Below are 25432 nucleotides of genomic sequence, written 5' to 3' on the forward strand. Positions count from 1 at the left end.
TCCCAGCCCCATCGCCCTGGCATAAGCGCATGACAAAACGGGCGGGAGTCTCGCGACCCCCGCCCGTTTTTTAGTTCTTCGCGGTGTTTCGCTCAGGCGGCCTGCGCCGCTTGCGCGATCTCTTCCGGCGCTTCGTTGCGGATCAGGTAGTCGAAGGCCGAGAGGGCCGCCTTCGAACCTTCGCCCATGGCGATGATGATCTGCTTGTAAGGCACCGTGGTCACGTCGCCCGCCGCGAAAATGCCGGGCAGGTTGGTGGCCGCCTTGTCGTCGATCACGATTTCACCGCGACCCGTCAGTTCCACGCCGGAGTCCTTGAGCCATTCGGTATTGGGCACCAGTCCGATCTGGACGAACACGCCTTCCAGTTCGACCTTGTGCTCCTGGCCGGTTTCGCGATCCTTGTAGACCAGGGCATTGACCTTATCGCCGTCGCCTTCGACCTCGGTGGTCTGGGCGCTGGTGAGGATCACCACGTTCTTCATCGACTTCAGCTTGTCGACCAGGACCTGGTCGGCGCGCAGTTGCGAGTCGAATTCGATCAGGGTGACATGGCCGACGATATTGGCCAGGTCGATCGCCGCTTCCACGCCGGAGTTGCCGCCGCCGATCACCGCCACGCGCTTGCCCTTGAACAGTGGGCCGTCGCAGTGCGGGCAATAGGCCACGCCCTTGTTCTTGTACTCGGCTTCGCCGGGCACGCCCAGGTTGCGCCAGCGGGCACCAGTGGTCAGCACCAGGCTGCGCGCTTTTAGCGAAGCGCCGTTGGCGAAGACCACTTCGTGATAGCCGCCGAGTTCCTTGGCCGGGATCAGCTTTTCGGCGCGCTGGAGATTCATCACGTCGATGTCGTATTCAGCGACATGCGATTCAAGCGCGGCGGCCAGCTTGGGGCCTTCGGTATAAGGAACCGAGATGAAGTTCTCGATACCCATGGTGTCCTGCACCTGGCCGCCGAAGCGTTCGGCGACCACGCCGGTCGAGAAACCCTTGCGCGCGGTGTAGATCGCGGCCGAGGCCCCGGCGGGGCCGCCGCCGACCACGAGCACTTCGAAAGGCTTCTTGCCCGCCAGCATGGCGGCGGCCTTGGCATCGGCGCCGGTGTCGAGCTTGGCGAGGATTTCCTCGATGCTCATCTTGCCCGAACCCCACATCTTGCCGTTCAGGAAGACGGCGGGGACAGCCATGACGCCGCGCTCCTCGACTTCCGCCTGGAACGTGCCGCCCTCGATCAGGGTGGCGTTCACATGCGGGTTGTTGAGCGCGAGCAGGGTCAGCGCCTGCACCACGTCGGGGCAGTTGTGGCAGGAGAGCGAGAAATACATCTCGAACTCGTGCTCGCCTTCGATGGCGCGGGCGATTTCGAGTGCCTCGTCGGAAACCTTGGGCGGATGGCCGCCGGCCCAGAGCAGGGCGAGGACCAGCGAGGTGAATTCATGGCCCAGCGGCAGACCTGCGAAGCGCACCCAGGCGCCTGCGTCGCTCGCGCGGCGGATGATGAAACTGGGGCGGCGCTTGTCGTCGCCGTCGAACGTGGCGGTGACCTTGTCCGAGAGCGAGGCGATCACGGTCAGCAGCTCGCGGGTATCGGTGGACTTTGCGTCATCGCCAAGGGAGGCGACGAGCTCGATCGGCTCGCGCAGCATGCCGAGATATTGCGAGAGCTGTTGCTTCAGGTTGGCGTCGAGCATGGTCTTTGCGTCCTTTGGAAATGCGTTGGGAAAAAGGGGCGGCCGGGGCTTCGGTTCCGCGTGGCCGCGCCGTGAGGGCGCGGCACCGGGAGAGGGAAGCCCCGGGCCGCGTACCTTCACGCGACCCTAAGGGTGTCGCGGATAGTCTTAGAGCTTGCCGACGAGGTCGAGCGAGGGAGCAAGCGTTTCAGCGCCTTCTTCCCACTTGGCCGGGCAGACCTGGCCGGGGTGCTCGCGCCAGTACTTGGCGGCCTTGATCTTGCGGACGAGTTCGACCGCGTTGCGGCCCACGCCCTCGGGAGTGATTTCGACCAGCTGGATCACGCCGTCCGGATCGACCACGAAGGTGGCACGGTCGGCCAGGCCAACGCCTTCGCGCAGCACGCCGAAGTTGTTGGTCAGGGCGTGGTTCTGGTCACCGAGGAACGCGTACTTGATCTTGCCGATCTTGTCCGAGGTGTCGTGCCAGGCCTTGTGGCTGAAGTGCGTGTCGGTCGAAACGCCGAAGACTTCGACGCCGAGGCCCTGAAGGGTTTCGTACTGCTCGCCGAGGTCTTCCAGCTCGGTGGGGCAGACGAAGGTGAAGTCAGCGGGGTAGAAGAAGAACACGGCCCACTTGCCGGCGATGTCTGCTTCGGTGACGTCGAAGAAGTCCTTGCCTGCCTGGAAAGCGGTGTTCTTGAACGGCTTGATCTGGCTGCCGACGATACCCATGGATATGATCTCCCTCGATTGGGTGTTGAAGTTCGAGGAGGGAGATAGGGCCCTCGTGTGACGATGTGTAGGGCGTTGATCCGATTGGCTTGATCGGATTGACCGATCAGTGGCGGTGGACTGAACGTTTCTGTCGATAAAACGCGGAAGGTGCCGAAATCTCGTGCGACCGGGCGGCAGATCGGGCAACAGCGGCCCATGAAAACGATACGACTTGCGCTGCTGCTGGCGGCCTGCGCGTCGCTCGCGGGATGTGACGGCTGGCCGACCTCGCTGGACAATCGCGCCTCCGGCAACCTGACGTTCCGCTATCATCACCGCCTTTACGACCAGTGGTCGGGCTGGGCGCCGGTGCTTCGGGGAAATGCCGTGCTGCTCGCCCGCGAGCACCGCATGCGCGACATTTCCGGGCTGGAGATCACTCAGGGCGGGCTGACCTATCGCTACGGCAGCCGTGCCCTTGCGCCGGTGCACGGCCTCTGCGCCGGAAGTTCGAGCTGCGCGCTGGTCTATCGCGGCGCCGGCCGGCTGGAGGCGCGCACCGCGCCGCTACCCGACGCGCAGATGCGCTAAGGCGCTCTGCGCTTCAGCCCTCGCTTCGGCCCTCGCTTCGGCAGGCTCCGACCTCCATCCGGCAAGAGAACAGGCGGGCGGCAGAACCAGCGTCATCCTGAAACCGTAACAGGGTCCATGCCGGAGAGGCGTGGTCCTCGCGGCCCGGTTCCGAACCCGTCAATCCGCCAGCGTGATGGAAATGCGCCGGTTTCTAGGGTCGTGCGGGTCGGCGGGGATCAGCAGTTCGGTATCGGCCACGCCCTCGATCCGTTTGAACCGCGCGCTTTCCACGCCGTCGCGGATCAGTTGCTGGCGGGTGGTCTCGGCGCGGCCGGCCGAGAGCGACCAGTTGTTGCCCGGAATGCCCTGCCTGTAGGGCAAGGCGTCAGTATGGCCCCGGATCGTCAGCGCGCCCCGATCCGGCCCGATGGCCTCGGCAATGGCCGACAGCAGCTCGCCGGCCTGGGGCGTCAGGATCGTGGTGCCCAGCCGGAACATCGAGAAATCGGCATCGTCCACCATGTCGATCCGCACGCCCTGGGTGGTGTCCACCATGCGGACTTGCCGGGCGAGACGGCGCAGGCGCTCGGAGGAGGCGAGCTTCTTCTGCAGCGCCTCCTTCGCCCGCGCGGTGCGCTTGACCTTGGAGCCGCCCTCCTTGGGGCCGCCGGTCGCGTCGCGCGGGATGGTGAGGGTCTTGGTGCCGGTCTGCCCCGACTTGAAGGGATAGTTGTCGACTTCGGTGAGCGACCCGCCGCCCAGCACCCCGCGGCCCGAACCGGCGCTGCCCTGCTTGGTCTTGACGAGCGTGGGCGTGAAATAGTCGGCAATGCCGCGCCGCTGCTTCTCGGTGGTGGCGCCCAGGATCCAGAGCAGCAGGAAGAACGCCATCATCGCCGTCACGAAATCGGCATAGGCGACCTTCCAGGCGCCGCCGTGGTGGCCGGCCGCGACCATCGTGATCTTCTTGACGATGATCGGGCGGGGCGGCTCGGGCTTCTTGGCCACGTCAGCGCCCCCTCATCGCATCGAGCAGTTCGGCAAGCCCGGGGCGGAAGGCATGGCCCAGGCCGGAGCGGGCCGATTCCACCACCAGCGGCTGCGGCCAGCCGTGAAGCGAGGCGATGATCACCTGCTTAACCGCCTGGAAGATCTGCTCGTCCTGCTCCAGCACCTGCTTCAGCCGCCCGGCCAGCGGTGCGACGATGCCATAGGCCAGGAGCACGCCCATGAAAGTCCCGACCAGCGCGGAACCGATCATCGCGCCCAGGATCGAGGGCGGCTTGTCGATCGAGCCCATGGTCTTCACCACGCCGAGCACGGCCGCGACGATACCCAGCGCCGGCAGTGCATCGGCAAGGCCCTGAAGCGCGTGTTGCGGCTCGTGAATCTCGTGGAAATGAGTCTTCATGGCATTGTCCATCACGTCCTCCACCGCGTGCACTTCCAGCGTGCCGGACGAAACGACGATCAGTGTCAGCGTGTCGCAGATCAGGTGGACGAGCGGATCGTTTGCCAGAAGGCGCGGAAATTCGGCGAAGAGGGAGGAGGCCTTGGGGTCGTTGACATGGCTTTCCAGCGCCACGGGGCCTTCGGAACGCAGGATCTTCATCAGCCGGGTGGTGAGGATGATAGCGTCGATATGGTCCTGCCGGTTATGGCGCGGGCCCTTGAACACTTTCTTCAACCCGCCGCCGAGGCCCTTGATCTCGTGCATCGAATTGCCGGTGACGATCGCCCCGACCGCCGCGCCGCCGATGATGAGCATCTCGTGCGGAATGGCCTCCATCACCGGACCGAGTGCGCCGCCGGTGATCGCGAAGCCGCCGAAGACCATCACCAGCAGAATGACGACGCCGATGATCACGAACATCTGGATAGTCCCCCGTATGTCAGGCGGTCCCCGCGGCGCGCGGGTGACGCGGCCCGGGAACCTTGCGTGCCAGGCGTTCTCAGCCGAGCTGGTCGAAGAGGTTCAGCGACGCGAGCCGGGTGAAGCTGGCCTGGCTGGCCTCCAGCACGGTCATCGTTTCCTGCAGCTGGGCGAGGGTGGTCGCCAGGTCCGTGCCGCCCAGATCGGTCTCTTCCGAGGCGCGCAGTTCCGACAGGTTCACGCGGCGGTCGTCAGTCACCTCGATCCACGCCAGCCGGGTGCCGATCACGGTCTGGCCGGTGGAAAGGGTATCCAGCCCGGTCTTGAGGTCTGCCAGGGCACTGCCCGCCGCACCGGCCGGATCGGTGGAGGCGCCCTGCAGTGCTTCCGCGAGCGTTTTGACCACCGCCATTAGGTCGGTGGCGCTGCCGTCGGCCGCATTGAACGACAGGAAGGCGGGGCCGGTCATCGAGCGGGTGACGCTCTGCCCGTTGCCCAGCGGTAGTTCGGCCGAGCCGGGCGTGCCGACGTAGACGGCCTTGCCCGTGGCATCGAGCGAATAGGCGTCTCCCGCGCTTTCGCCGCCGAACAGGGCATGGCCGTTCGAATCCCGTGCATTCGCCAGGGAAACGAGGTTGCCGAAGATCTGGTCCAGCTCCTGCCCGATCGAGGCGCGCTGGGTATCGGTGAGCGTGGCGTTCGATGCCTCGGTGGCCAGTTCCTGCGCGCGTATCAGGGCGTCCGCCATGTCGGTCATTGCCGAATCGGCCAGCGAGAGATCGGCGTTGGCGCGGTTGGCATTGGTCTGGTCGATGCCCGAGAGCTTCTCCTGCCGCGCCAGGGCGCGCAGGCGGGAGGCGGCTACGGGATTGTCCGAGGAGCGCTCCAGCTTGCTGCCGCTCGACATCTGCGACTGGTAGGTCTCGGCCTGCGTGCGCAAGTCCTTCATGTCGCGGCGGGCGCGTTCGAAGAAGGCGCTGGTGCTGGTGGATACGATCGACATTGCGTGATTACCTGATGGCGAGGATGGAATCGAAGATATCGGCGGCGACCTGCATGACCCGGCCCGAAGCCTGGTAGGCCTGCTGGAAACGGGTGAGGTTGATCGCTTCCTCGTCGAGGTCGACGCCGGCCTGGGCCTGGAGCGCGACTTTGGCGGTGCCGGCGATGGATTCGAGCGCGTCGCGGGTGACGGTGCGTCCGGCCACGGCGCTGGAGATGCCGAACAGCAGGGTGTCCATCGCCCCGGCCGGATCGGCACTGTCCAGCGCGCCGCGCATGGCGACGAGATTGGCGGCGTCGCGGCTGTTCGCACCCGATCCGGCGGGAGCGGTGGCGATCTGGCTGCCGCTGGCGAGGGCGACTTTCATGTCGGCGGCGCCGCTGCCCGTGAAGAGCGGCTGCCCGTTCGCGCCGGCGAGATCGGCCCCGCCGGCCTGCGCCGCGTTCATCGTCGCGATCACCCCCGAGGCGATGGCGTCAAGCTGCTGGCGCACGCCCGAAAGTTCGGTGAGCGCCTGTCCCTTGCCCGCCAGCGCGCCCGAGGACAGCGTCGCGGCGGCGCTGCCGAGCATGAAGGACATCGTGCCGTCGCCCGCGGTGGCCATCGTCATGGCCGCGGCGTTGCCGCCGCTCACCAGGCTGGGGCCGCCGGATCCTCCGATCCGCACTTGCACAGTGCCGTCCGAGGCGAAGCTGGTGGCGATGTCGACTTGTCCGCTCAGCGTCTCCAGCAGCGAATCGCGCTGGTCGAGCAGGCTGGTCCGGTCGCTCGACGCGTCGGACGCGCGGGCGAGCCGCAAGTTGACGCGGGCGAGTTCCCGGGCAGTGGTGTTGACCGAATCGACACCGTCCTGCGCCTCGAAACGAAGCCCATCGCCCACCGCGTCCAGGCTGGAGGCGGCGGTGTTGAAGGTCTGCGCCAGCGTGCGGCCCTGCTCCAGCGCCGCGGCGCGCAGCGACCCGTCGGTGGGATCCGACAGGAGCTGCTTGAGGGAGGCTTCGAAGCCGACGATGGCATCGTAGACGCCGGTCTGCTCCACGGCGCTTTCGATGTTCTCCAGGCCCTGCACTTCGGCGCCGGCCCGCGCCGCGTCGGAACCGGTGCGGCGCACTTCCGACTGGCGGAACATGTCCGCATTGCGCACGATCCCGCTGACGCGCACGCCCGCAAGGTTGATCGCGCCGGGCGAGGAGGCGACCGAATTGACCGCCAGTTCCGACAATGAGACGCTGCGCCGGACGTAGCCTTCGGACGAAGCATTGGCGATGTTCTGCGCCGTCACGTCCAGCGCGGCGCGGGCGGCGCGCGTGCCGGAGCGGGCAATGGTGATGAGATCGGCGGCCATGGCTTACTTCGTGTCCTTTCCGGTCCCGTTGCCCCGGGGGCTATGACTGGCCGTTTGACTGGTCGTTTGACTGGCCGCTTGACTGGCGGTCTTGCCGGTCGTTTCGGAACTCTCGCCCGTGGCCGCCCCGGTGGTTTCGGGCGGCACGAACTGCGCCATCTGCTGCTCGATGATCCTGGCCAGGCCCAGCACGCCGCTTTGCGCGGTGATGTCGGCGAAGTGCTCGTCCTGCATCTGGTTGAAGGTGTCGAGCGCCTGCCCGCCCAGCAATTGTTCGCCGCCGAAGTGGGTCTTGCGGGCCTCGGCCAGCATCTGCCGCACGAAGACGGCCTCGAACTGCCTGGCGGTGACGGCCAGCTTCTCGCGGTCGGTGGCGCCGGGCTTGATGGCCATGCCGGGCAGGTTGCTGAGGATCGTGCTCATATCACTACCATTTCCGCTTTGAGGGCGCCGGCCTGCTTCAGGGCCTCCAGGATCGCCACGAGGTCCGATGGCGTGACGCCGAGCATGTTGAGGGCATCGACCACCCGCGAGAGCGAGGCGCCGCCCTTGAACAGCGCGACCGAGCGTTTTTCCTCGTCCGTGCTGATCGAGGAGTGCTGCTCCACTTCGGTCCGGCCCCGGCTGAAAGGCGCGGGCTGGACCACGCTGGGGTTTTCCTGGATGCGCACGGTCAGCTTGCCGTGGCTGATCGCCGCGGGTGAGAGGCGTACCGCCGAGTTGATGACGACGGTGCCGGTGCGGCTGTTGACGATGACGCGCGCCGGGGTTTCGGCCGGGTCCACGTCGATCATCTCGATCGCGGCCATCATCGAGGCGCGGGTATCCGGATCGGCCGGCAGGCGCAGCGCGACGGTGACGCCGTCTTCCACGGTCGCCGTGCCCGGAAGGCGCCCGTTGATGGCGTCGCGCACGCGGGCGGCGGTCAGGAAGTCGGAAGTGAAGAGGTTCCAGCGCAGCGTGTCGCCGCTGTCGAAGCCGGTGGCGACCGCGCGTTCGACGCTGGCCCCCTCGGCGATGCGGCCCACCGTCGGGATGTTGATGGTGACGTTGGAGCCGTCGCGTGCCGAGACGCCCAGCCCGCCGACCGCCAGGTTGCCCTGCGCCATCGCATAGATCTGCCCGTCCGCCCCGTAGAGCGGGGTGAGGATCAGCGCCCCGCCGCGCAGGCTCTTGGCCTTGCCGATGGTTGAGACGGTCACGTCGATGCGCTGGCCCGGCTTGGAGAAGGCGGGCAGGTCTGCAGTGACCATGACGGCGGCGGCGTTCTTGAGCCCCGGCGAGATGCCCGGGGGCAGGGTCAGGCCCATGCGGCCGGAAACGCCCTTCATCGCCTGGGTCGTATATTCCAGATTGTCGTCGCCCGTGCCCGGCAGGCCCACGACGACGCCGTAGCCGGTCAGCTGGTTGCTGCGCACGCCCTGGAACTGGCCCAGATCGCGCACGCGCTCGGCATGGGCATGGATCGGCGCCAGGAACAGGATCAGTGCCCCCAGCGCTGCGGCGAGCAGCGTGGGCAGCCAGCGCGCGGCAGGTGAGGCCGGGGCCGAACGGGAGGCGGGCGGACGAGGCATCAGAACGGCGAGATCATGTTGAAGAACTGGCCGAGCCAGCCCTGGCGGCCGCTGCGCATGATCGCGCCCTTGCCGGTATATTCGATCCTGGCGTCGGCGACGCGGGTCGAGGCGACCTGGTTGTCCTCGTCGATGTCGGCAAGGCGCACGATGCCCGAGAACCGGACCCATTCGTCTCCCTGGCTGACGAGCATCTTCTTTTCTCCTCTTACGAGCGCGGTCCCGTTGGGGCGCAGTTCGGCAATGGTCACGGACAGGGTCGCGCTCAGGGAACTGGTCTGCGACGCGCTGCCTTGACCATTGAACGTCGAGGACGAGCTGGCATTAAGGGCATTGGGGTTGAGGAACGACAGCGGCCCCGATGCGGGCGGGGTGATCGATGCCCCGCCGCCCTTCTGGCTCTTGGAGCCGGCGGTCTTGGCGGCGCTGGTCGATTCGACGAGCAGGATCGTCAGGGGATCGCCCACGCGCGCGGCGCGGGTCCCGCCGTAGAGCGGTGCGTAACCGGCGGAAACGCTGAAGATCCCGCCGGTCGCCGGCCCCGGCAGGGCAGCGGGCGGCGCGGGCAGGGTCGGCTCGAAGCCCGAGGGCTTCGGCGGCTTCTTTGCCAGCGCTGCCGGCGCGGCGAGAGCCATGAGCGCCGTTCCGGCCAGGAGGATCTTGCGGATCATGGCCGTCAGAGCGTCTGGTTCGCGTTGCGCAGCATCTCGTCCACGGCGGAGACCATCTTCGAATTGATCTCGTAGGCGCGCTGGGTCTCGATCATGTCGACCAGCTCCTCGACGATATTGACGTTCGAGCCTTCGAGCATGCCTTGCCGGATATGCCCGCGGCCTTCCTCACCCGCGATGCCGAGCTGGACCGGACCGCTGGCGGCGGTTTCCTTGAGGAAGTTGTCCGAAGTGGCCTGGAGCGCGGTGGGGTTGGTGAAGCTGGCGATCGTGAGCTGGCCGAGCTGGCTGGGGTCCGACTGGCCGGGCACTTGCGCCGAAACGGTGCCGTCCTCCGAGACGGTGATGGTCGTCGCACCTTCGGGCACCGTGATCGAGGGCTGCACGGGATAGCCCTGCGACGTCACCAGTTCGCCCTGCGGGGAGCGCGTGAAGTTGCCTGCGCGGGTATAGGCCAGCTCGCCGCCGGGCAGGGAAACCTGGAAGTAGCCGTCGCCGTCCAGCGCAAGGTCGAAGCTGTTGCCGGTGGCCTGGAGCGAGCCTTGGGTCTCCATCCGGGTGGTGGACTGCACGGCCACGCCGGTGCCGAGGTTGAGCCCGGTGGCGTAAGTGGTCTCGCTGGAGGACTGGGCGCCGGCCACGCGCGCGTCCTGGTAGGCGAGCGTCGCGAAGTTGGCGCGGTCCTTCTTGAAGGCGGTGGTGCTGACGTTGGCCAGGTTGTTGGCGATCACGCGCATGCGCGTGTCCTGCGCCTCCAGCCCGGTACGGGCGACCTGCAAAGCGGAAGTGGGCATTGTCGGGGTTTCCTCAGCTATCGATGCGCATCAGGCGCACGCTGCCCTCGTCGAGCTGGCGGGCGGTCTCGACGAGCTTGGTTCGCATGTCGAAAAGGCGCTGGGCCGAGATCATCTCGGTCAGCACTTCCGACGGACTGACGTTCGATCCCTCCAGCGCGCCGGGGATCACTTGCGCATTCTCGTCGTCCGGCAGCACGCCGCCAGGCTGCGCGCCGGTTCCCGTCACGCGGAACAGGCCGGTGAGATCCTTGGCGATCCGCGAGCCGGTGGGATCGACCAGCTTGAGCCGGTCCACCCGCTGCGGCGGTTCGCCCGGCGCGGCGGGATCGGTGACGAGAATGCCGCCGTCCTGCGCGATGGTGACGGCAGCGCCCGGCGGCAGCGTGATCGGGCCGTTCTCGCCCAGCACCGGCTGGCCTTCCCCGTTCTGAAGCAGGCCCGTCACCGTCACCGACAAGTCGCCGCGCCGGGTATAGGCCTCCGCGCCATCGTCCGCCTGGACCGCCAGCATGGCATCGCCCTGCATGGCGACATCGAGCGGCTGGCCGGTGCGGGTCACCGTCCCGGCCTTCATCGAGGCGCCGCTCACTTCGGTGCCCGAAAGCGCGCGCACTTCGAGCTGCGGCCCTTCCAGCGTGTTCGGCGTGGCCTGCAGGATCTCGGCGCGGAAGCCGATGGTCTGGGAATTGGCCATGTTGCTGGCGATGACGCGCTCGCGGTTGAGCGAGGCGTTCATCCCCGAGACGGCGGTGTAGATCAGACGGTCCATGGCGGCTGCGATCAGGTCCGCAGGTTGATGATGGTCTGCGAGATCTGCGAGGCGGTATCCACGGCCTTGGCATTGGCCTGGAAATTGCGCTGGGCGGTGATCAGGCTGACCAGCTCCTCGGAAATATCGACGTTGGACCGCTCTATCGAGCCCGAGAGCAGGCTGCCGTAGAGGCCGGCGCCCGGCTGGCCGTACGTCGCGTCGCCTGAGCGGCCGGTGGCCGACCACGAGGCGTCGCCCAGCTGCTTGAGCCCGGTCGGGGCCATGAAGGAGGCGAGGGCGACCACGCCGACCACGCCGTTCGAGCCGTCGGCATAAGTCGCGACGACCTGGCCGGTGCTTTCGATGGTGACGCCGGCGAATTCCGAACCGGCCGCGTTGGTCGGCGGGATCTGGGCCGACTGCGGCGTGGTGCCGGAGATCGTGCCGCCGGCATCGACCGGGAAGATCTGCAGCCGCGCACCCTGCGCGTTATGGATGAAGCCGTCTCCATCCACCGCGAAGGACCCCGCGCGGGTATACTGGACCGCGCCCGAAACCGGCGAAGTGACGGTGAAGAACCCCTCGCCATTGATCGCCACGTCGAGCGCCGAGCCGGTCTGCTCCATCGCGCCCAGGCCGAAGTCCTGCTTGATCGAGGCGACGCGCGCGCCGATCCCGGTGGTCAGCGAAGGATCGGTCAGGATCGACGACGAGACGATGTCGGCGAAGGCGGTGTTGCTCTTCTTGAAGCCCGAGGTCTCGGCATTGGCGATATTGTTCGAGATGACGTTGAGGTCGGTCTGGGCGTTCTTGAGCCCGGTAAGCGAAGTGTAGAAGGACATCGTATTCTCCTGGAAAGGGGGATCAGGCGGCGTTCTGGCCGGTGCCTGTGGGGGTTTCGGTATCCGTGGTGCCTGCGGAGGCCGTCCTGGCCGTGCCGCCGGTTCCCAGGGCCGCGATCGCCTCTTGCGTGGCGGTCTGCGCGCTCACGAGCGTGTCGAGCTTGGACGAGATGGTCTTGAGCGTGTCCGCCATCTCGGTCGTCCCGGCGAGCGACGAGAACTGCGCCATCTGCGCAAGCATCTGCGTCTGGTCGACCGGGCTGAAGGGGTCCTGCTGCTTCATCTGGGCCATCATCAGCTTCAGGAAATCGCCCTGATCGAGATCGCCCAGCGAGGTCTTGCCGCTGGCGCCGGTGGTCTTGTTGGCCGAAGTGGCGGCCGCGGTGTTGATAACGGTCATTTCAGCCTCATCGTATCGAGCATCAGCTGCTTCGCGGTGGAGAGGGCCTCGACCAGGTTCTGGTACTGGCGCGAGGCTTCGAGCATTTCGACCATCTCCGCGTTCTCATCGACGGGAGCGGTCCAGACATCGCCGTTGGCATCGGCCAGCGGATGATCGGGTTCATGCCGGCGCACGGCGGCGCCCTGCTCGCGCATCACCCCCTGGACCGAAACCGAGGCCAGGCCGCTGGCCTGGTCGAGGTCTTCGGCGAAGACGGTGCGGATCGGCTTGTAGGCCCCGTCCTCGCTGCCCGAGACGGAGCCTGCATTGGCCAGGTTGGAGGCCGCCGCGTTCATCCTTACGAGCTGCGCGGACATACCGCGCTGGGCGAGGGTGAACATGGTCATCGGTTCGTGGGCGCCGGGCATCGTCACTCGCCCTTCAGGGCGCGGGTGACGGTATCGACCCGGCCGCGGATGAATTGCAGCGTGGCCGAATAGCCCACCGCGTTCTCGGAAAAGGCGAGCTGCTCGTTCTGCAGCTCCACCGTATTGCCATCGAGCGAGGGCATCACCGGCACGCGGTAGAGCATGGCGCCATTGGCGGCCTCTTCCACGCCGGTGCCATGCTCGCCGCCGTTCCGGGCAGCGTTGCGCAGGGCGGCGGTGAAGTCGATGTCGCGGGCCTTGTATCCGGGCGTCGCGGCATTGGCGATGTTCGAGGCGATCAGGCCCATGCGCTGCGAGCGTAGCTCCAGCGCCGCGGCGTGAATCCCGAACAGGTCTTGTGACATGGTGATCTGGCTCCGGCGAGTGGTTCGCCGCCTTCATCGCAAGGGGTGTGCCAATCGATGTAACCGGCGGATTTCTCTCGTTTCGAGCATCCGGGCCGCCCCCATCGCAGCCGGGCGGGCGGCAAATGCTTGCCGTTTGGGCGGCAAACCGGGTCCGGGGCTGAAACTTGCCGCCGGCTGCCGTTCTCCGGGTGCAAAGGAGAAGCGCCCGTCATGCAGCCCGAACATCTACTGGACCCCGCCAGCGCGCTCATCGTGCTCGGCGGGACTTGTCTTGCCACTGTCCTGCGCTGCGGCAGCGGCGATTGCCTCACGGCCTTGACGGCGGTGGGTGCGTTGCTGCTCCACCGCCCCTTCGACCCGGAGCACGCCCGTGCGGAACTGGCCGTGCAAGTGCAGGAAATCCGGCAGGACGGCGTGATCCGCTCCCGCCCCGCGCCCACCGGCGATGCCGAATTCGACGAGGCCACCGCGTTGCTGATCGGCAGCCGCTCGCTCGGCGCGCTCCAGCTGGCCCATGCCGCGCACAAGCGCCGCCGCGTGGAGCGCAGCCAGTCCGCGGTCCGGACGTTCATCCAGGCAGGCGACCTCGCGCCGGTCTTCGGCCTTGCGGGAACGCTGGTCGCGCTCAACCAGCTGCCGCCGCTCGACCAGCCGGGCGGAGACTTTTCCGTGGCCATCTCCATGGCGGTGCTGACGACGCTTTACGGGTTGCTGCTGGGGAACCTGTTCTTCACGCCCCTGGCACGCGTGGTGGCGCGGCGCGCCGCCGATGAGGAGCGGGACCGGCAGACGGTGATCGACTGGCTGGAGGCGCAAGTGGCCGATGCCATGCCGCGCATGGAGCACCCCGTGCGCGAGACGTCGGGCGCTAGGTCTTGAGCGCGCGGGTTGCGGCAAGCTGGCAGACCTCGCTGGCGGACCTTTCGCTGATCCTGTTCATGATCGCGGCTGCGGCGCTCAGCCGTCAGGAGAACGACCGCCGGCAGGACATCGATCGCAGGCACGACAGTGACCGCAGACAGGAACTGGCCCAGCCTGCCGACGCACCTGCTCCGGCCGCGCCGCTTGCCGTCTATCTGGCGACGCCCGATGCCCCGCCGCTGGGCGCGTGGCTGGCCCGGCAGGCGGCGGACCCCCGCCAGCGGCTGACGGTGACGACATTCTACGGCCCCACGCCCACCGCGCTTCCTGCCGCGCTGGCCGAAGCCGCGCGCCTCGCGCGGGCAGCGGGCGCGATGGGCCTGCGGGCAAGGGTGGTGGCGGAGCCGGGGCGGGGACCGGCGCGGGTGGCGCTCGCTTTCGACGATCCGGCCCTGCCCGAGCCGGTGGCACGGAGCTTGCTGGAAGGCAGGCCTGTATCTTCTGAAGGAATCTCCGCGCCATGAATCCGACCCCAGCGCTGTCCCGTCTCCTGTTGATGGCCGCCGCTGCCGTTGTCTGTGCCAGTGCCGCTGCCAGTGCCGCGGCGGATCCCGGCGCGGCGGGCGCCTTTGCCGATCTCGATGCGATCGACCGCCAGGTGGCCGCTTTCACCGGCGCTGCCGCGGGCGAGGAAGGCGGCGCGGCGACGCCGGTCGATCGGCGTCTGCGTCTCCAGCCCTGCCGGTCGGTCGTTTCTCTGGCCTGGCGTACGGCCACGCAGGACAGCGTGGTGGTCCATTGCGGCGATGCCGGAGGCTGGCGTCTCTTCGTGCCGGTGCGGCGCGCCGGGCCGGTGGCTTCCGCTCCGTCGAGCTGGGCGGTGCGGCGCGGGGATGCGGTGGCGATCTCGGTCGAGGGTGAGGGCTTCTCGGTCTCCCAGCCCGGAGAGGCACTGGAAGGCGGTGCGGTCGGCGCCTGGATACGGGTGCGCACCGCGGCGGTCGGCAAGGGTTTCGGCGGGGCGCGGGGGGAGGAGATGCGCGCCCTGATCGTGCGGCCTGGCCTCGTTTCCCTACCGCTGCCTTAACCGAACTGCCCGGCCTTTCAGCCGGGCTTTCGGTAAAATCCCGCCCGAGACCCTTAACGCTTTCCGGTCGGCGCCGTCCTTGAGGGAAAGGACATCGCAAGGAGCCAGACCATGCCCCCCATCGAAATGGGATCCACCAGCGCCCTGGGCGCCATCAACGCCCGGCTCGCGCGCGCCGTCGGCAAGCCGGAAAGCGCTGCGAATGCCGGGGTGACGAGCCTTTCGGCCTGGGCGGAGAGCCCGACCGTGGAAGCGTCTGCGGCGCTCGACCCCGGCACCGCCCCCGTCGATGCCGAGCGCGTCGCCATGATCCGCAAGGCGGTGGAGAACGGCACTTACCCGGTAATCCCCACCCAGATCGCCGATGCCATGATCGCGGCCGGCGTCCTGCTGCGGAGCCACGGCGAATGACCCCCCGGATGACAGCGGAAACGGTGCCGGGGTCGGGACCGGGAACGGGCGGCGCCGAAGAAGTCGACCTGCACGATAGCTTGCGGCAGATGCTTGCCGTTCTCGAAGCGGAGCGGCAAGCGCTTGCCGGGCTCGACCTCGACGCCATCGTCGGTACCACGCGCGACAAGGACCGGCTTTGCGCCGCGCTCGACGTGGCCGGCCAGATCGATCCGCTTGGCGATCTCGACGAGGAATGCCGGGGCATGCTGGAAACGGCACGGCGCCTCAACGAAGTGAACCGGCAGGTCCGCAACATCATCGCGGCCAATGTCGCGCGCCGTCTCAATACCTTGACCGGCGCGCCGCAGCTCTACCGCGCGGGTGGCAACTATGCGCTGGTCGCCCGCACCGGTGCCGGCCGGAGAGCCGAAAGCGCTGTCGGCCGGGTCTGAGCCGTCTGCCCCCGTCTGTCCGGTCTACCCGGATCGGAGCCATCTGGCACGGTGCTTGCTGAACATTCTCCCGAACCAACCGGATCGGGAGCATCAGTTTGAGCGAGGCACGGAGTACGGATATCGGCGCGGGCGTCCATGTCGGCGGCCAGGGTAATGGAGCCGGGGTGCGTGCCGCGATCGCGCGCGCCGCGCAGGCCACGGGCGTCGATTTCCAGTACCTCATGGCGCAGGCCCGGCTGGAATCGAGCCTCGATCCCGGCGCCCATGCCTCCACCTCCAGCGCGGCGGGGCTGTTTCAGTTCACCAACGGCACCTGGCTGAACACGCTGGGCCGCCACGCGGCGGACCACGGCATGGCCTGGGTCCAGCAGGCGATCAGCGGCGGCGGTCTCTCCAACCCCGGCACGCGCGCCCAGATCATGGGCCTGCGCTACGATGCCGATGCTTCCGCGCTCATGGCGGCCGAACTGGCCAATGACAACAAGGCCGACCTGACGGCGCGGCTGGGCCGCGAGCCGGACTCCACCGAGCTTTACCTGGCGCACTTCCTTGGTTCGGCAGGGGCCGGGCAGTTCCTCAGCGCGCTTGCGGCCGATCCTTCGCAGAGCGCGGCGGCCATCCTGCCCAGCGCGGCGGCGGCCAACCGCGGGATCTTCTACCAGGGCGGCGCAGCCCGCAGCCTGGGCGGGGTGATGGACCTCATGCGCGGCAAGATGGCCGGCGCGATGGAGGGGGCATTGGAGAACCGCTACGATGCCGGGAGCGCCGGCTGGCCGACTTCGCCGCAGATCGCTTACGAAGCCGTGGCCGAGGACATGCCGATGGGCCCGATCGCCCGCGAATTTCGCGCGGCGGCAGCGGAAGCCCCTGCCGCGCATGGAGGCCGCGCCCCCGCCATCCCGCCATCCCCGCCGCGCACGTCGATGGCCGACACGCTGCAAGGCATGTTCGGCGCGGCAGGCACCAGCGCGCCCGCTCATGTCCGCGCGGCCTATGCCCGGCTGGCGGGGCTGGGCCTGTGAACCAGCTTCTGCGCCGCTTCGGCGATCTCGGCACGATGGCGCTGCCGGCGGGCATACTCACGCTCATCGTGCTGATGATCGTGCCGGTTCCGGCTTTCGTGCTCGACGTGTCCTTCGTGCTCAACATCGCGCTCTCGCTGGCGATCCTCATGGCGGCGATGAATGCGGAAAAGCCGCTCGACTTCTCGTCCTTCCCCTCGGTCCTGCTCTTCGCCACGCTGCTGCGCCTGGCGCTCAACGTCGCCTCGACCCGCGTGGTGCTGGTCCACGGCCACGAAGGCGAGGCTGCGGCGGGCGTGGTCATCGAATCCTTCGGCAAGTTCCTGATCGGCGGCAACTTCGCCGTCGGCATCTTCGTGTTCCTGATCCTGATGATCATCAACCTGGTGGTCGTGACCAAGGGCGCGGGACGCGTTTCGGAAGTGTCTGCGCGCTTCACGCTCGATGCGCTGCCGGGCAAGCAGATGGCGATCGATGCCGACCTCGCGGCCGGGCTGATGACCGCTGACGAAGCCAAGGCCCGGCGCCGCGAAGTGGCCACCGAGGCGGACTTCTACGGTTCGATGGATGGCTCCAGCAAGTTCGTGAAAGGCGATGCCATCGCCGCGCTGCTGATCCTGGGCGTCAATATCGTCGCGGGCTTCTGCCTCGGCATGATCAGCCACGGCCTGTCCGCCACCGAGGCCGCGCAGACCTACATCACCCTGGCCATCGGCGATGCGCTGGTGGCGCAAGTGCCCTCGCTGCTGCTGTCGATCGCCGCCGCCGTCATCGTCACCCGCGTTTCCGACAGCAGGGACCTGGCCGGGCAGATCGGCGGCCAGTTCGCCAATCCGCGCACATGGCTGCCGGTCGGCGTGGTGCTGGCGGCGATCGGCCTGATCCCCGCCATGCCGCAGACCGTCTTCCTCCCGGCGGCGGCGCTGGCCTTCTGGCTCTGGCACGCGCTGCGCAAGCGGCAGGCCATGCCCGAGCCGGTCCTCGAAGCCCCACCCATGGCGGACCCCTCGCGGATCGCCCTGGAGGACGTCTCCGATCATACCCTCGTCACCATCGAGCTGGGCTACGGCTTGGTCCAGCTGGTGGACGAACGCCGCGGCGCGCCGCTGGTCAGCCGTGTCACCGGCGTGCGCAAGCAGCTCAGCCAGTCGTTCGGCTTCATCGTCCCGCAGTTCCGCGTGCGCGACGCGCTGGACATGCCGCCGCACGACTATCGCATCGCCCTTGGCGGAGTGACGCTGGGCAGCGCCACGATCCGCGCCGACCGGGTGCTGGCGATCGACGCGGGCGAGGCGCGCGCCAACCATGGCCTGCGCGGAGAAGCGACGCGCGATCCCAGCTTCGGCTGCCCGGCGCTCTGGATCGACCCCGCCGCGCGCGACCATGCCACGGCCGAAGGCTTCCTGACCGTCGATGCCGGTACGGTGATCGCCACTCACCTCAACCAGCTCCTTTCCGAGCGGGCGCACGACCTGCTCGGCCCGGACGAGGTGAAGGCGCTGCTCGAAGGCATCAGGGCGCATTCGGCGGGGCTGGTCGAGACTATCCATCCCCAGCCGCTCTCGCTCGCCGCGATCACCCGGCTCCTGCGCGCGCTGCTGGAAGACGGCATCCCCATCGCCCATCCCCTGCCGATCCTCGCCAGCCTGAGCCGCGCGGTGCAGCAGACGGTCGATCACGAACGGCTGGTGGAACTGATGCGGGCCGATCTGGGAGCGCTGATCGTCGGCCGCGTCTGCCCGCCGCATGAGCGCCTGCCGGTAATCACGCTCGATGCCGGGCTGGAGGCGGCGATCGTACAGGGCATGATCGATCCCGTCACCGGCCAGCCGGTGATCGAGCCGGACCTTGCCCGCATGATCGGCGAGCGGATCGCCATGCTCTGCGAGGAACGCGGGCCGGGCGAAGTGCCGCTGGCGCTGGTGGTCCAGCCCCGCGCCCGCCGTGCGCTCTCCGCGCTGCTGCGCCTGCGCGCGCCGACCTGCCTGGTGCTCTCCATCGCCGAACTGCCCCAGACCCAGCCCATAGAAGTGGTGGACGTGGTCGGCGCCGCCCAGCCCGAGCGCACGGTCCCCGGCCTTCCCCACCCCGATTCCCATCACGATCAAGCTGAAAGCATGGCCGCATGAAGCAGGACCAGACTTCCTTCCACAAGACGTCCAGCCGTATCGCCGGGGCCTACCAGGGGGACGTTGGCGACCGGGTCCGCCGGTTCCTGCCGATGGTCCGCCGCCTTGCCTGGCATGTCCATGGCAGCGGGCACGGCGCCGGGCGGCCGGGCATCGAGCTGGAGGACCTGATACAGGCCGGCCTCGTGGCGCTCACCGAATGCGCGCAGAAGCATCAGGGACCGACCGAGGACGGCTTCGCGGCTTATGCCAAGATGCGGGTGCGGGGGGCCATGGTGGACCTGATCCGCCGCGCCGTGCCGATGTCGCGCGGGGCGAGCGAGCGGCGGCGCCAGCTTGCCGCCAAGGAAACCGAGCTGCGCGGCACGCTGGGCCGCGATCCCCGCCCGCACGAGCTGGCCGCGGCCATGGGTATCGACGAGGGCGACCTTGCCGTCCTGCGTGGATCCAGCCAACCGCTTCGCTTCGAGGCCATCGACGAGGTCTATTCGGACCAGAACATGGCTTTCGCCGACGAGCGGCCCGACAGTCACGCGCTCCTGGCCGACGAGGAACTGCGCGGCGCGGTGGTGGAAGCGCTCACCGACCTGCCGGACCGGCTGAAACTGGTGGTGCAGCTCTATTTCGTGGAGGAGCTGAACCTGGCCGAGATCGCGCAAGTGCTGCAAGTCTCGATCCCGCGCGTACACCAGCTGAAGGCGCAGGCGCTGGCGAAGCTGCGCGAAAGCCTGAAGGGTGTGGCGGATATCGTGTGACGAGGCGCCGGATGCGCTGGTTCCGCTCCAGGCATGCTCTTTCCGTTCGTCGCCCGCGAGGAGGCGAAACTTCCCTCTGTTCGCCGCCCGTGAGGAGGCGAACCTCCTTCCCTTCGTCATTGCGAGGAGGCGAAGCCGCCGAAGCAATCCAGAGCGGCTCTGCGCGGCTCTGGATCGCTTCGCTGCGCTCGCAATGACGAACGTATGGGGGCAATCCGCCCCCGTCGGTTATCCGAGATAGATGCCCGAGGGATTGCCGGTAACGCCGGATTCCACCTCGAACAGCGCCCCGTCGAATTCGGATTCCGGCAGGCCCTTGGATGCCGAAGTCACGAACATGCGGTCCAGCTTCTCGCCCGCGAAAGCGATGTTGGTGATGCGCTTTGCGGGCAGTTCGATCGAGCGCTCGCGGGTGCCGTCGGGGGCGAAGCGGCTGATCTTGCCGCCGTCCCAATGGGCGGTCCAGAGATAGCCCTCGGCGTCAGTGGTCATGCCGTCGGGATAGCCGTCTTCCTCGGAAAAGCGGATGAATTCCTCGCGCGCGTGAGCGCCGGTTTCATCCAGGGCGAAGCGGTAGATCACGCGCAGCGCCGAGTCCGCGTGGTAGAGCCACTGGCCGCAGGGCGAGAAGGCCGGACCGTTGGGCACGGTGTAGTCGCTGTCGATCACCTGCCATTCGCCCGCGGGCGAGAGGCGGTAGAGCGAGCCGGAGACGTTCTCCTCGGCCATGTCCATCGTGCCGCACCAGATCGCGCCGTGGCGGTCGGCCTTGCCGTCGTTCATGCGGTTGCCGGGCAGGTGCGGTTCGGGGTCGTTGCGCTCCGAGATGGTCAGCGGGTCGAGCGTGATATTGGCGACGCCGTCCTGGAAGCCGCCGATCAGGCCGCCTTCGGCGCGCGGGGCGACCCAGCCGAGGCGGGCGGGCATGTCCCAGCGAGTCACGGTGTTATCGTCCAGGCTGAGACGGTTGAGGGCAGGGGCGAGGATATCGACCCAGTAGAAGGCATTGTCGTGCGCGCACCAGAGCGCGCCTTCGCCGAGGGTATCGCGCACGTCGCGATCGATCTTGCGCCAAAGCGTCATGAAACTCTCCCTAAAAGTAAATCGGCCCCCGCCCCGTCCTTTCCCTTGGGGGGACAGGCAGGGACGAGGGCCGAAAGGTCATCCGACGGCTAGATCGGACAGGATGTCGATCTTAGTGGTTGTCCCTGGGCAGGCCCATGGTCTGGGCGATGCGCTGGTACTTCTCGGCGCCTTCGAGGATCGCGCCGGTGTCCATCTGGCCGACGACCGAGCGCTGGATTTCCTGCCAAGGCGTCTGCGAGGCCGGGAAGGGGTATCCGCCCTTGGCTTCCAGAGCGGCACGGCGCGCGGCCAGTTCCTCGTCGGAGATCAGCACGTCCACGCGGCCCTTCTTGAGGTCCATGCGCACGCGGTCACCCGATTCGAGCAGGGCGAGGCCGCCCATGGCCGCGGCTTCAGGCGAAGCGTTGAGGATCGAGGGGCTGCCCGAGGTGCCCGACTGGCGGCCGTCGCCGATGCACGGCAGCGAGTGCACGCCTTCGGTGATGAGGTACGAAGGCGGACGCATGTTCACCACTTCGGCGGCACCCGGGTAGCCGATCGGGCCGGCGCCGCGCATGAACAGCAGGGTCTGGGGGGTGATGCCGGTGGCCGGATCGTCGATGCGGTGATGGTAGTCTTCCGGACCGTCGAACACCACGGCCTGGCCTTCGAAGGCGTCGAGGTCGTCGGGGTTCGAGAGATAGCGGTCGCGGAATTCCTTGGAGATCACGCTGGTCTTCATGATCGCGGCGTCGAACAGGTTGCCCGACAGGACCAGGAAGCCGGCTTCCTCGACCAGCGGCTGGTCGAAGGGCTTGATGACCTTCTCGTCCTCGATCGTGGCGTCGCGGCAGTTGTCGCCCATGGTCTGGCCGTTCACCGTCATCGCGCCCTCGTGAATGAGGCCCTGCTTGATGAGCTGTGCGACCACGGCGGGGACGCCGCCGGCACGGTAGTAGTCTTCGCCCAGGTATTCGCCGGCGGGCTGGAGGTTCACCAGCAGCGGGATCTTGTGGCCGATGCGCTCCCAGTCCTTCAGCGGCAGGTCGACGCCGATGTGGCGGGCGATGGCGGCAAGGTGGATCGGGGCGTTGGTCGAACCGCCGATGGCGGCGTTGACGGCGATGGCGTTATGGAAGGCGTCCAGCGTCATGATGTCCGAGGGCTTGAGGTCCTCGTGCACCATGTCGACGATGCGCTTGCCGGTGCGCCATGCGCATTCCTGGCGGTCGCGGTAAGGCGCGGGGATCGCGGCCGAGCCGGGCAGCATCATGCCCAGGGCTTCGGCGAGCGAGTTCATCGTCGTCGCCGTGCCCATGGTGTTGCAGTAGCCGGTGGACGGTGCCGACGAGGCGACGAGCTTGATGAAGCCGTCGGCGTCGAGTTCGCCGGCAGCCATCATCTCGCGGCCCTTCCACACGATCGTGCCCGAACCGGTGCGCTCGCCCTTGTGCCAGCCATTGAGCATCGGGCCGACCGAAAGCGCGATCGCCGGGATGTTCACGGTGGCGGCGGCCATCAGCAGCGCCGGGGTGGTCTTGTCGCAGCCGGTGGTCAGCACCACGCCGTCGAGCGGGTAGCCGTAGATCGCTTCGACCAGGCCGAGGTAGGCCAGGTTGCGGTCGAGACCGGCGGTCGGGCGCTTGCCGGTTTCCTGGATCGGGTGGACCGGGAATTCCAGCGCGATGCCGCCGGCTTCGCGAATGCCTTCGCGAATGCGCTCGGCCAGCACGATGTGGTGGCGGTTGCAGGGCGACAGGTCGCTGCCGGTCTGGGCGATACCGATGATCGGCTTGCCCGAGCGAAGCTCTTCAAGGCTGATGCCGAAGTTCAGGTAGCGCTCCAGGTAGAGCGAGGTCATGTCGATGTTGTCGGGATTGTCGAACCAGGCGCGCGAGCGCAGCTTCGGTGCAGTCTTGTTGTCGGTCATGGGCGATCGTTTCTTTTCGAGGTCAGCGCGAAGAAGTGGAAACGCGGTAGATCATGACATGCTTGTAGGGCTTGCCGGGATCGACGCGGGTGGACGGGAAGTTCGCGTGGTTCGGCGAGTCCGGGAACTTCTGCGGTTCCAGTGCGATGCCGTCGCCCATGCGGTAGAGGTGGCCGTTCTTGCCGATGAACGTACCGTCGAGGAAGTTGCCCGCATAGAACTGCACGCCGGGTTCGGTCGTCAGCAGTTCCAGCACGCGGCCCGAGGCCGGGTCTTCCAGGCGCGCGGCCAGTTCGGGGGTCTTGGTCACGCCCTTGTCGAGCGCGAAGTTGTGGTCGTAGCCGCGGCCCATGACGATCTGCTCGTCCTTGCCGTCGCGAATGCCTTCACCGACCAGGCGGCCCTTGCGGAAGTCGAACACGGTGCCGGAAACGTCGCGCAGTTCGCCGGTGGGGATCAGCTTGTCGTTGACCGGGGTGTAGTGACCGGCCGGGATCGTCAGCACTTCCTGCATGGCGTCGCGCGGGCTGCCTTCACCGGCCATGTTGAAGATGGCGTGGTTGGTCATGTTGAGCACGGTCGGCTTGTCGGTCGTCGCTTCGAACACGATCTGCAGGTTGCCCTTCTCGTCCAGCGAGTAAGTGACCTTGGTCTTCACCGTGCCGGGGTAGCCCGAATCGCCGTCGGGGCTGACGAGCGAGAACACCGCCGTCGCCACGGCGCCGGACTTGACCGATTCGACCTTCCAGTTCTGGACGTCGAAGCCCTTGCCGCCGCCGTGCAGCGACTGGCCGTGGTCGTTCTGGGGGAGCTGGTAGCTCTTGCCGTCGAGCGTGAACTTGCCGTCCGCGATGCGGTTGCCGTAGCGGCCGATGGTGGCGCCCCAGTAGTTCGGGCGCTTCTCGTAGCTGGCAACGTCGTCATAGCCGAGCAGGATGTCGGCCAGCTTGCCGTCCCGGTCGGGGGCCATCATCTTCCACAGCGTGGCGCCGTAGGTCAGGATCGTGGCGGAGACGCCATTGGCGGCCTTCAGCGTCACGGCCGAGACTTGCGTGCCGTCCGCCAGCGCACCGGCCGGAGCCTGCGAGGCATCGGCGGCCAGCGCCGGATTGGCCGAAAGGGCAAAGGATGAGGCGGATACCGCCATCGCTACAAACGCCTTGCGCAGTTTCCTCATTGCCCTAGCTCCCATTTCTTAGTGTAAGTCGATTCTGCATATTGGTTTCCGACGCGGCCCATTGACGACGCCGTGTCGCGCATATAGTCCGACAAATAGAAAGAGCGCAAGCCGGTTTGCCGCAGGGCACGGCGCGGTTCTCTGGTAAAGAGAGGATAGTCATGCCCCCAGTGGTTTCATCTGGAGATGCCCCAGTGCTTCACGCGCAGCCAGCGGGCGTCCGCTACGGCCCTGCGCTGACGCTGCTTGCCAGCCTGTTTTTCATGTGGGGCTTCATCACCGTCATCAACAACACGCTGCTGCCGCATCTGCGCAGTGTGTTCGATCTTAGCTACACCCAGACGACACTGATCGAATCGGTGTGGTTCATCGCCTATTTCGTGGCTTCGATCCCCTCGGCCAAGCTGATCGAGCGTGTCGGCTACCAGAAGTCGCTCGTCGTCGGCCTGCTGATCATGGCGGCGGGCGCGCTGGGCATGATGCTGGCCGCCAGCATCCCGTCCTACGGCGTGACGCTGGTCATGCTCTTCGTCATCGCCAGCGGCATCACCCTGCTGCAGGTTGCGGCCAACCCCTATGTCGCTGTCGTCGGCAAGCCCGAGACCGCGTCCTCGCGCCTCAACCTGGTGCAGGCGCTCAACTCGGCCGGTACCATGCTGGCCCCGCTCTTCGGCGCCTACCTGATCCTCGGCCGTTCCAAGAGCGGCACTTCCGCCGCCGGTACCGTGCTGACCGATGCCGAACGCCTGGCGGACGCGCACTCGGTGATCCTGCCTTACGCGCTCGTCGCAGTGGTGCTGGTGATCTTGGCCGTGGTGATCGCCAAGTTCCCGCTGCCCTCGATGGGTTCGGCGAACTCGCGCCTTGCCAAGGACCAGCGCAAGCACTTGTCCTTGTGGAACCACCGCAACCTCGTGTTCGGCATTCCCGCGATCTTCATCTACCTGATCGCCGAGATCGGCGTGGCGAACCTCTTCGTGAACTTCGTCAGCCAGCCGGACATCGCCAACCTGACGCATGAGCAGGCAGGCAAGTACCTGACCTTCCTCTGGGGCGGCATGATGGTCGGCCGCTTCGCCGGTTCCGCGATCATGCAGCGCTTCGATGCGGGCAAGGTCCTGGCGTTCTTCTCGGTCGGCGCCTTCGCGGTGATGGTCGTGACGATCTTCGCGCATGGCCCCGTCGCCATGTGGTCGCTGATCCTCGTCGGCCTGTTCCACTCGATCATGTTCCCGACCATCTTCACGCTCGGCATCAAAGGCCTCGGCCCGCTGACCGAAGAAGGCTCGGGCCTGCTCGTCATGGCGATCGCCGGCGGCGCGCTGGTGATCGTGCAGGGCTGGCTGGCCGACAACTTCGGCCTCCAGAACTCCTTCATCCTGACGGCTGTATGCGAACTCTACGTGCTGTTCTACGCCTTGTGGGGCAGCAAGGTGACCAACGCGGAGCCGGACCTCGTGCCGGAACCCGCCGAGTAACCGGACGATCCAGCATCAACGAAAAAGGCCCCGGCGATCGCTCTCCGGGGCCTTTTTCTTTTTGGAGCGTTAAGGAAAGCCGTCGT

General features: G+C 67.4%; 28 protein-coding genes. 10 read left to right on the plus strand and 18 right to left on the minus strand.

Annotated elements, in window-relative coordinates:
* Positions 1-92: 92 nt before the first annotated feature.
* Together ahpF and ahpC are read right to left on the minus strand one after the other, a co-directional pair.
* Complete coding sequence (ahpF, locus tag ACZ1J6_RS20430) at positions 93-1691, minus strand: alkyl hydroperoxide reductase subunit F (protein WP_465127926.1); 1599 nt, start codon at positions 1689-1691, stop codon at positions 93-95.
* A 147-nt stretch (positions 1692-1838) separates the two neighbouring features.
* Positions 1839-2405: an alkyl hydroperoxide reductase subunit C gene (gene ahpC / locus ACZ1J6_RS20435; protein ID WP_132268275.1), complete on the minus strand. Its 567-nt coding sequence runs from the start codon at positions 2403-2405 to the stop codon at positions 1839-1841.
* 198 nt (positions 2406-2603) lie between these two features.
* Between ahpC and ACZ1J6_RS20440 the strand changes: the two genes are divergently transcribed.
* A complete protein-coding gene (locus ACZ1J6_RS20440; protein WP_134093917.1) occupies positions 2604-2978 on the plus strand; it encodes a hypothetical protein in 375 nt (124 codons plus the stop codon).
* Positions 2979-3137: 159 nt separating this feature from the next.
* Here the strand turns inward: ACZ1J6_RS20440 and ACZ1J6_RS20445 are convergent, their stop codons facing one another.
* The 13 genes from ACZ1J6_RS20445 to flgB all read right to left on the minus strand — a co-directional run bounded on the left by ACZ1J6_RS20445 (position 3138) and on the right by flgB (position 12991).
* Positions 3138-3917 carry a flagellar motor protein MotB gene (locus ACZ1J6_RS20445; protein ID WP_132268739.1) on the minus strand — a complete coding sequence of 260 codons (780 nt, stop codon included), beginning with the start codon at positions 3915-3917 and terminating at the stop codon, positions 3138-3140.
* A gap of 52 nt (positions 3918-3969) precedes the next feature.
* A complete protein-coding gene (gene motA / locus ACZ1J6_RS20450) occupies positions 3970-4833 on the minus strand; it encodes a flagellar motor stator protein MotA (protein ID WP_134093918.1) in 864 nt (287 codons plus the stop codon).
* Between the two features lie 79 nt (positions 4834-4912).
* Complete coding sequence (locus ACZ1J6_RS20455) at positions 4913-5836, minus strand: flagellin N-terminal helical domain-containing protein (RefSeq protein ID WP_132268281.1); 924 nt, start codon at positions 5834-5836, stop codon at positions 4913-4915.
* Between the two features lie 7 nt (positions 5837-5843).
* On the minus strand, positions 5844-7181 hold the full coding sequence (gene flgK / locus ACZ1J6_RS20460; RefSeq protein ID WP_465127927.1) for a flagellar hook-associated protein FlgK: 1338 nt from the start codon (positions 7179-7181) through the stop codon (positions 5844-5846).
* A 3-nt stretch (positions 7182-7184) separates the two neighbouring features.
* Positions 7185-7604 (minus strand): rod-binding protein, encoded by a 420-nt coding sequence (locus ACZ1J6_RS20465; RefSeq protein ID WP_465127928.1) that lies wholly within the window; start codon positions 7602-7604, stop codon positions 7185-7187.
* The gene (locus ACZ1J6_RS20470) at positions 7601-8755 is read right to left on the minus strand and encodes a flagellar basal body P-ring protein FlgI (protein WP_134093921.1); all 1155 of its coding nucleotides are present in this window, start codon (positions 8753-8755) and stop codon (positions 7601-7603) included. The genes ACZ1J6_RS20465 and ACZ1J6_RS20470 overlap by 4 nt, the downstream gene beginning before the upstream one ends.
* Positions 8755-9426, minus strand: coding sequence for a flagellar basal body L-ring protein FlgH (locus tag ACZ1J6_RS20475; protein WP_132268289.1), 672 nt, complete (start codon positions 9424-9426; stop codon positions 8755-8757). The genes ACZ1J6_RS20470 and ACZ1J6_RS20475 overlap by 1 nt, the downstream gene beginning before the upstream one ends.
* A 5-nt stretch (positions 9427-9431) precedes the next feature.
* Positions 9432-10220 carry a flagellar basal-body rod protein FlgG gene (gene flgG / locus ACZ1J6_RS20480; protein ID WP_132268291.1) on the minus strand — a complete coding sequence of 263 codons (789 nt, stop codon included), beginning with the start codon at positions 10218-10220 and terminating at the stop codon, positions 9432-9434.
* 13 nt (positions 10221-10233) lie between these two features.
* Positions 10234-10992, minus strand: a complete 759-nt coding sequence (locus tag ACZ1J6_RS20485; RefSeq protein ID WP_465127929.1) for a flagellar basal body rod protein FlgF — start codon at positions 10990-10992, stop codon at positions 10234-10236.
* Positions 10993-11003: 11 nt separating this feature from the next.
* Complete coding sequence (locus ACZ1J6_RS20490; protein ID WP_134093924.1) at positions 11004-11816, minus strand: flagellar hook-basal body complex protein; 813 nt, start codon at positions 11814-11816, stop codon at positions 11004-11006.
* A 22-nt stretch (positions 11817-11838) separates the two neighbouring features.
* The gene (locus tag ACZ1J6_RS20495; RefSeq protein ID WP_465127930.1) at positions 11839-12216 is read right to left on the minus strand and encodes a flagellar hook assembly protein FlgD; all 378 of its coding nucleotides are present in this window, start codon (positions 12214-12216) and stop codon (positions 11839-11841) included.
* Positions 12213-12626 carry a flagellar basal body rod protein FlgC gene (gene flgC, locus ACZ1J6_RS20500; RefSeq protein WP_132268297.1) on the minus strand — a complete coding sequence of 138 codons (414 nt, stop codon included), beginning with the start codon at positions 12624-12626 and terminating at the stop codon, positions 12213-12215. Before flgC ends, ACZ1J6_RS20495 begins: the two co-directional genes overlap by 4 nt.
* A gap of 2 nt (positions 12627-12628) precedes the next feature.
* On the minus strand, positions 12629-12991 hold the full coding sequence (flgB, locus tag ACZ1J6_RS20505; protein ID WP_132268299.1) for a flagellar basal body rod protein FlgB: 363 nt from the start codon (positions 12989-12991) through the stop codon (positions 12629-12631).
* A gap of 213 nt (positions 12992-13204) precedes the next feature.
* On the opposite strand from flgB, the gene ACZ1J6_RS20510 reads away from it, so the two are divergent.
* The 8 genes from ACZ1J6_RS20510 to ACZ1J6_RS20545 all read left to right on the plus strand — a co-directional run bounded on the left by ACZ1J6_RS20510 (position 13205) and on the right by ACZ1J6_RS20545 (position 19696).
* Entirely contained in the window at positions 13205-13873 is a 669-nt protein-coding gene (locus ACZ1J6_RS20510; protein WP_132268301.1) for a MotA/TolQ/ExbB proton channel family protein, read from the plus strand.
* Positions 13870-14379, plus strand: coding sequence for a hypothetical protein (locus ACZ1J6_RS20515; RefSeq protein ID WP_465127931.1), 510 nt, complete (start codon positions 13870-13872; stop codon positions 14377-14379). The genes ACZ1J6_RS20510 and ACZ1J6_RS20515 overlap by 4 nt, the downstream gene beginning before the upstream one ends.
* Entirely contained in the window at positions 14376-14942 is a 567-nt protein-coding gene (locus ACZ1J6_RS20520; RefSeq protein ID WP_465127932.1) for a flagella basal body P-ring formation protein FlgA, read from the plus strand. The genes ACZ1J6_RS20515 and ACZ1J6_RS20520 overlap by 4 nt, the downstream gene beginning before the upstream one ends.
* A 111-nt stretch (positions 14943-15053) precedes the next feature.
* A complete protein-coding gene (locus ACZ1J6_RS20525; protein WP_132268304.1) occupies positions 15054-15353 on the plus strand; it encodes a flagellar biosynthesis anti-sigma factor FlgM in 300 nt (99 codons plus the stop codon).
* 8 nt (positions 15354-15361) lie between these two features.
* A complete protein-coding gene (locus ACZ1J6_RS20530) occupies positions 15362-15787 on the plus strand; it encodes a flagellar protein FlgN (RefSeq protein ID WP_465127933.1) in 426 nt (141 codons plus the stop codon).
* A 98-nt stretch (positions 15788-15885) separates the two neighbouring features.
* Positions 15886-16812 carry a lysozyme family protein gene (locus ACZ1J6_RS20535; protein WP_243654364.1) on the plus strand — a complete coding sequence of 309 codons (927 nt, stop codon included), beginning with the start codon at positions 15886-15888 and terminating at the stop codon, positions 16810-16812.
* A gap of 35 nt (positions 16813-16847) precedes the next feature.
* Positions 16848-18941: a flagellar biosynthesis protein FlhA gene (locus tag ACZ1J6_RS20540; protein ID WP_465128287.1), complete on the plus strand. Its 2094-nt coding sequence runs from the start codon at positions 16848-16850 to the stop codon at positions 18939-18941.
* Positions 18938-19696: a sigma-70 family RNA polymerase sigma factor gene (locus tag ACZ1J6_RS20545; RefSeq protein WP_314464145.1), complete on the plus strand. Its 759-nt coding sequence runs from the start codon at positions 18938-18940 to the stop codon at positions 19694-19696. Before ACZ1J6_RS20540 ends, ACZ1J6_RS20545 begins: the two co-directional genes overlap by 4 nt.
* Before the next feature lie 228 nt (positions 19697-19924).
* On the opposite strand, the gene ACZ1J6_RS20550 is transcribed toward ACZ1J6_RS20545, so the two are convergent.
* The 3 genes from ACZ1J6_RS20550 to ACZ1J6_RS20560 form a co-directional block, all read right to left on the minus strand.
* Complete coding sequence (locus ACZ1J6_RS20550) at positions 19925-20779, minus strand: SMP-30/gluconolactonase/LRE family protein (protein ID WP_465127934.1); 855 nt, start codon at positions 20777-20779, stop codon at positions 19925-19927.
* Positions 20780-20891: 112 nt separating this feature from the next.
* Positions 20892-22691: an IlvD/Edd family dehydratase gene (locus ACZ1J6_RS20555; RefSeq protein ID WP_132268310.1), complete on the minus strand. Its 1800-nt coding sequence runs from the start codon at positions 22689-22691 to the stop codon at positions 20892-20894.
* A gap of 22 nt (positions 22692-22713) precedes the next feature.
* Positions 22714-23838, minus strand: coding sequence for an aldose epimerase family protein (locus ACZ1J6_RS20560; protein WP_431568538.1), 1125 nt, complete (start codon positions 23836-23838; stop codon positions 22714-22716).
* A gap of 191 nt (positions 23839-24029) precedes the next feature.
* Here ACZ1J6_RS20560 and ACZ1J6_RS20565 point away from each other — a divergent pair, with 191 nt between their 5' ends.
* A complete protein-coding gene (locus tag ACZ1J6_RS20565; RefSeq protein WP_132268314.1) occupies positions 24030-25346 on the plus strand; it encodes a sugar MFS transporter in 1317 nt (438 codons plus the stop codon).
* Positions 25347-25432 lie beyond the last annotated feature (86 nt).

It is taken from the genome of Novosphingobium sp. BL-S-21 (assembly GCF_055521655.1).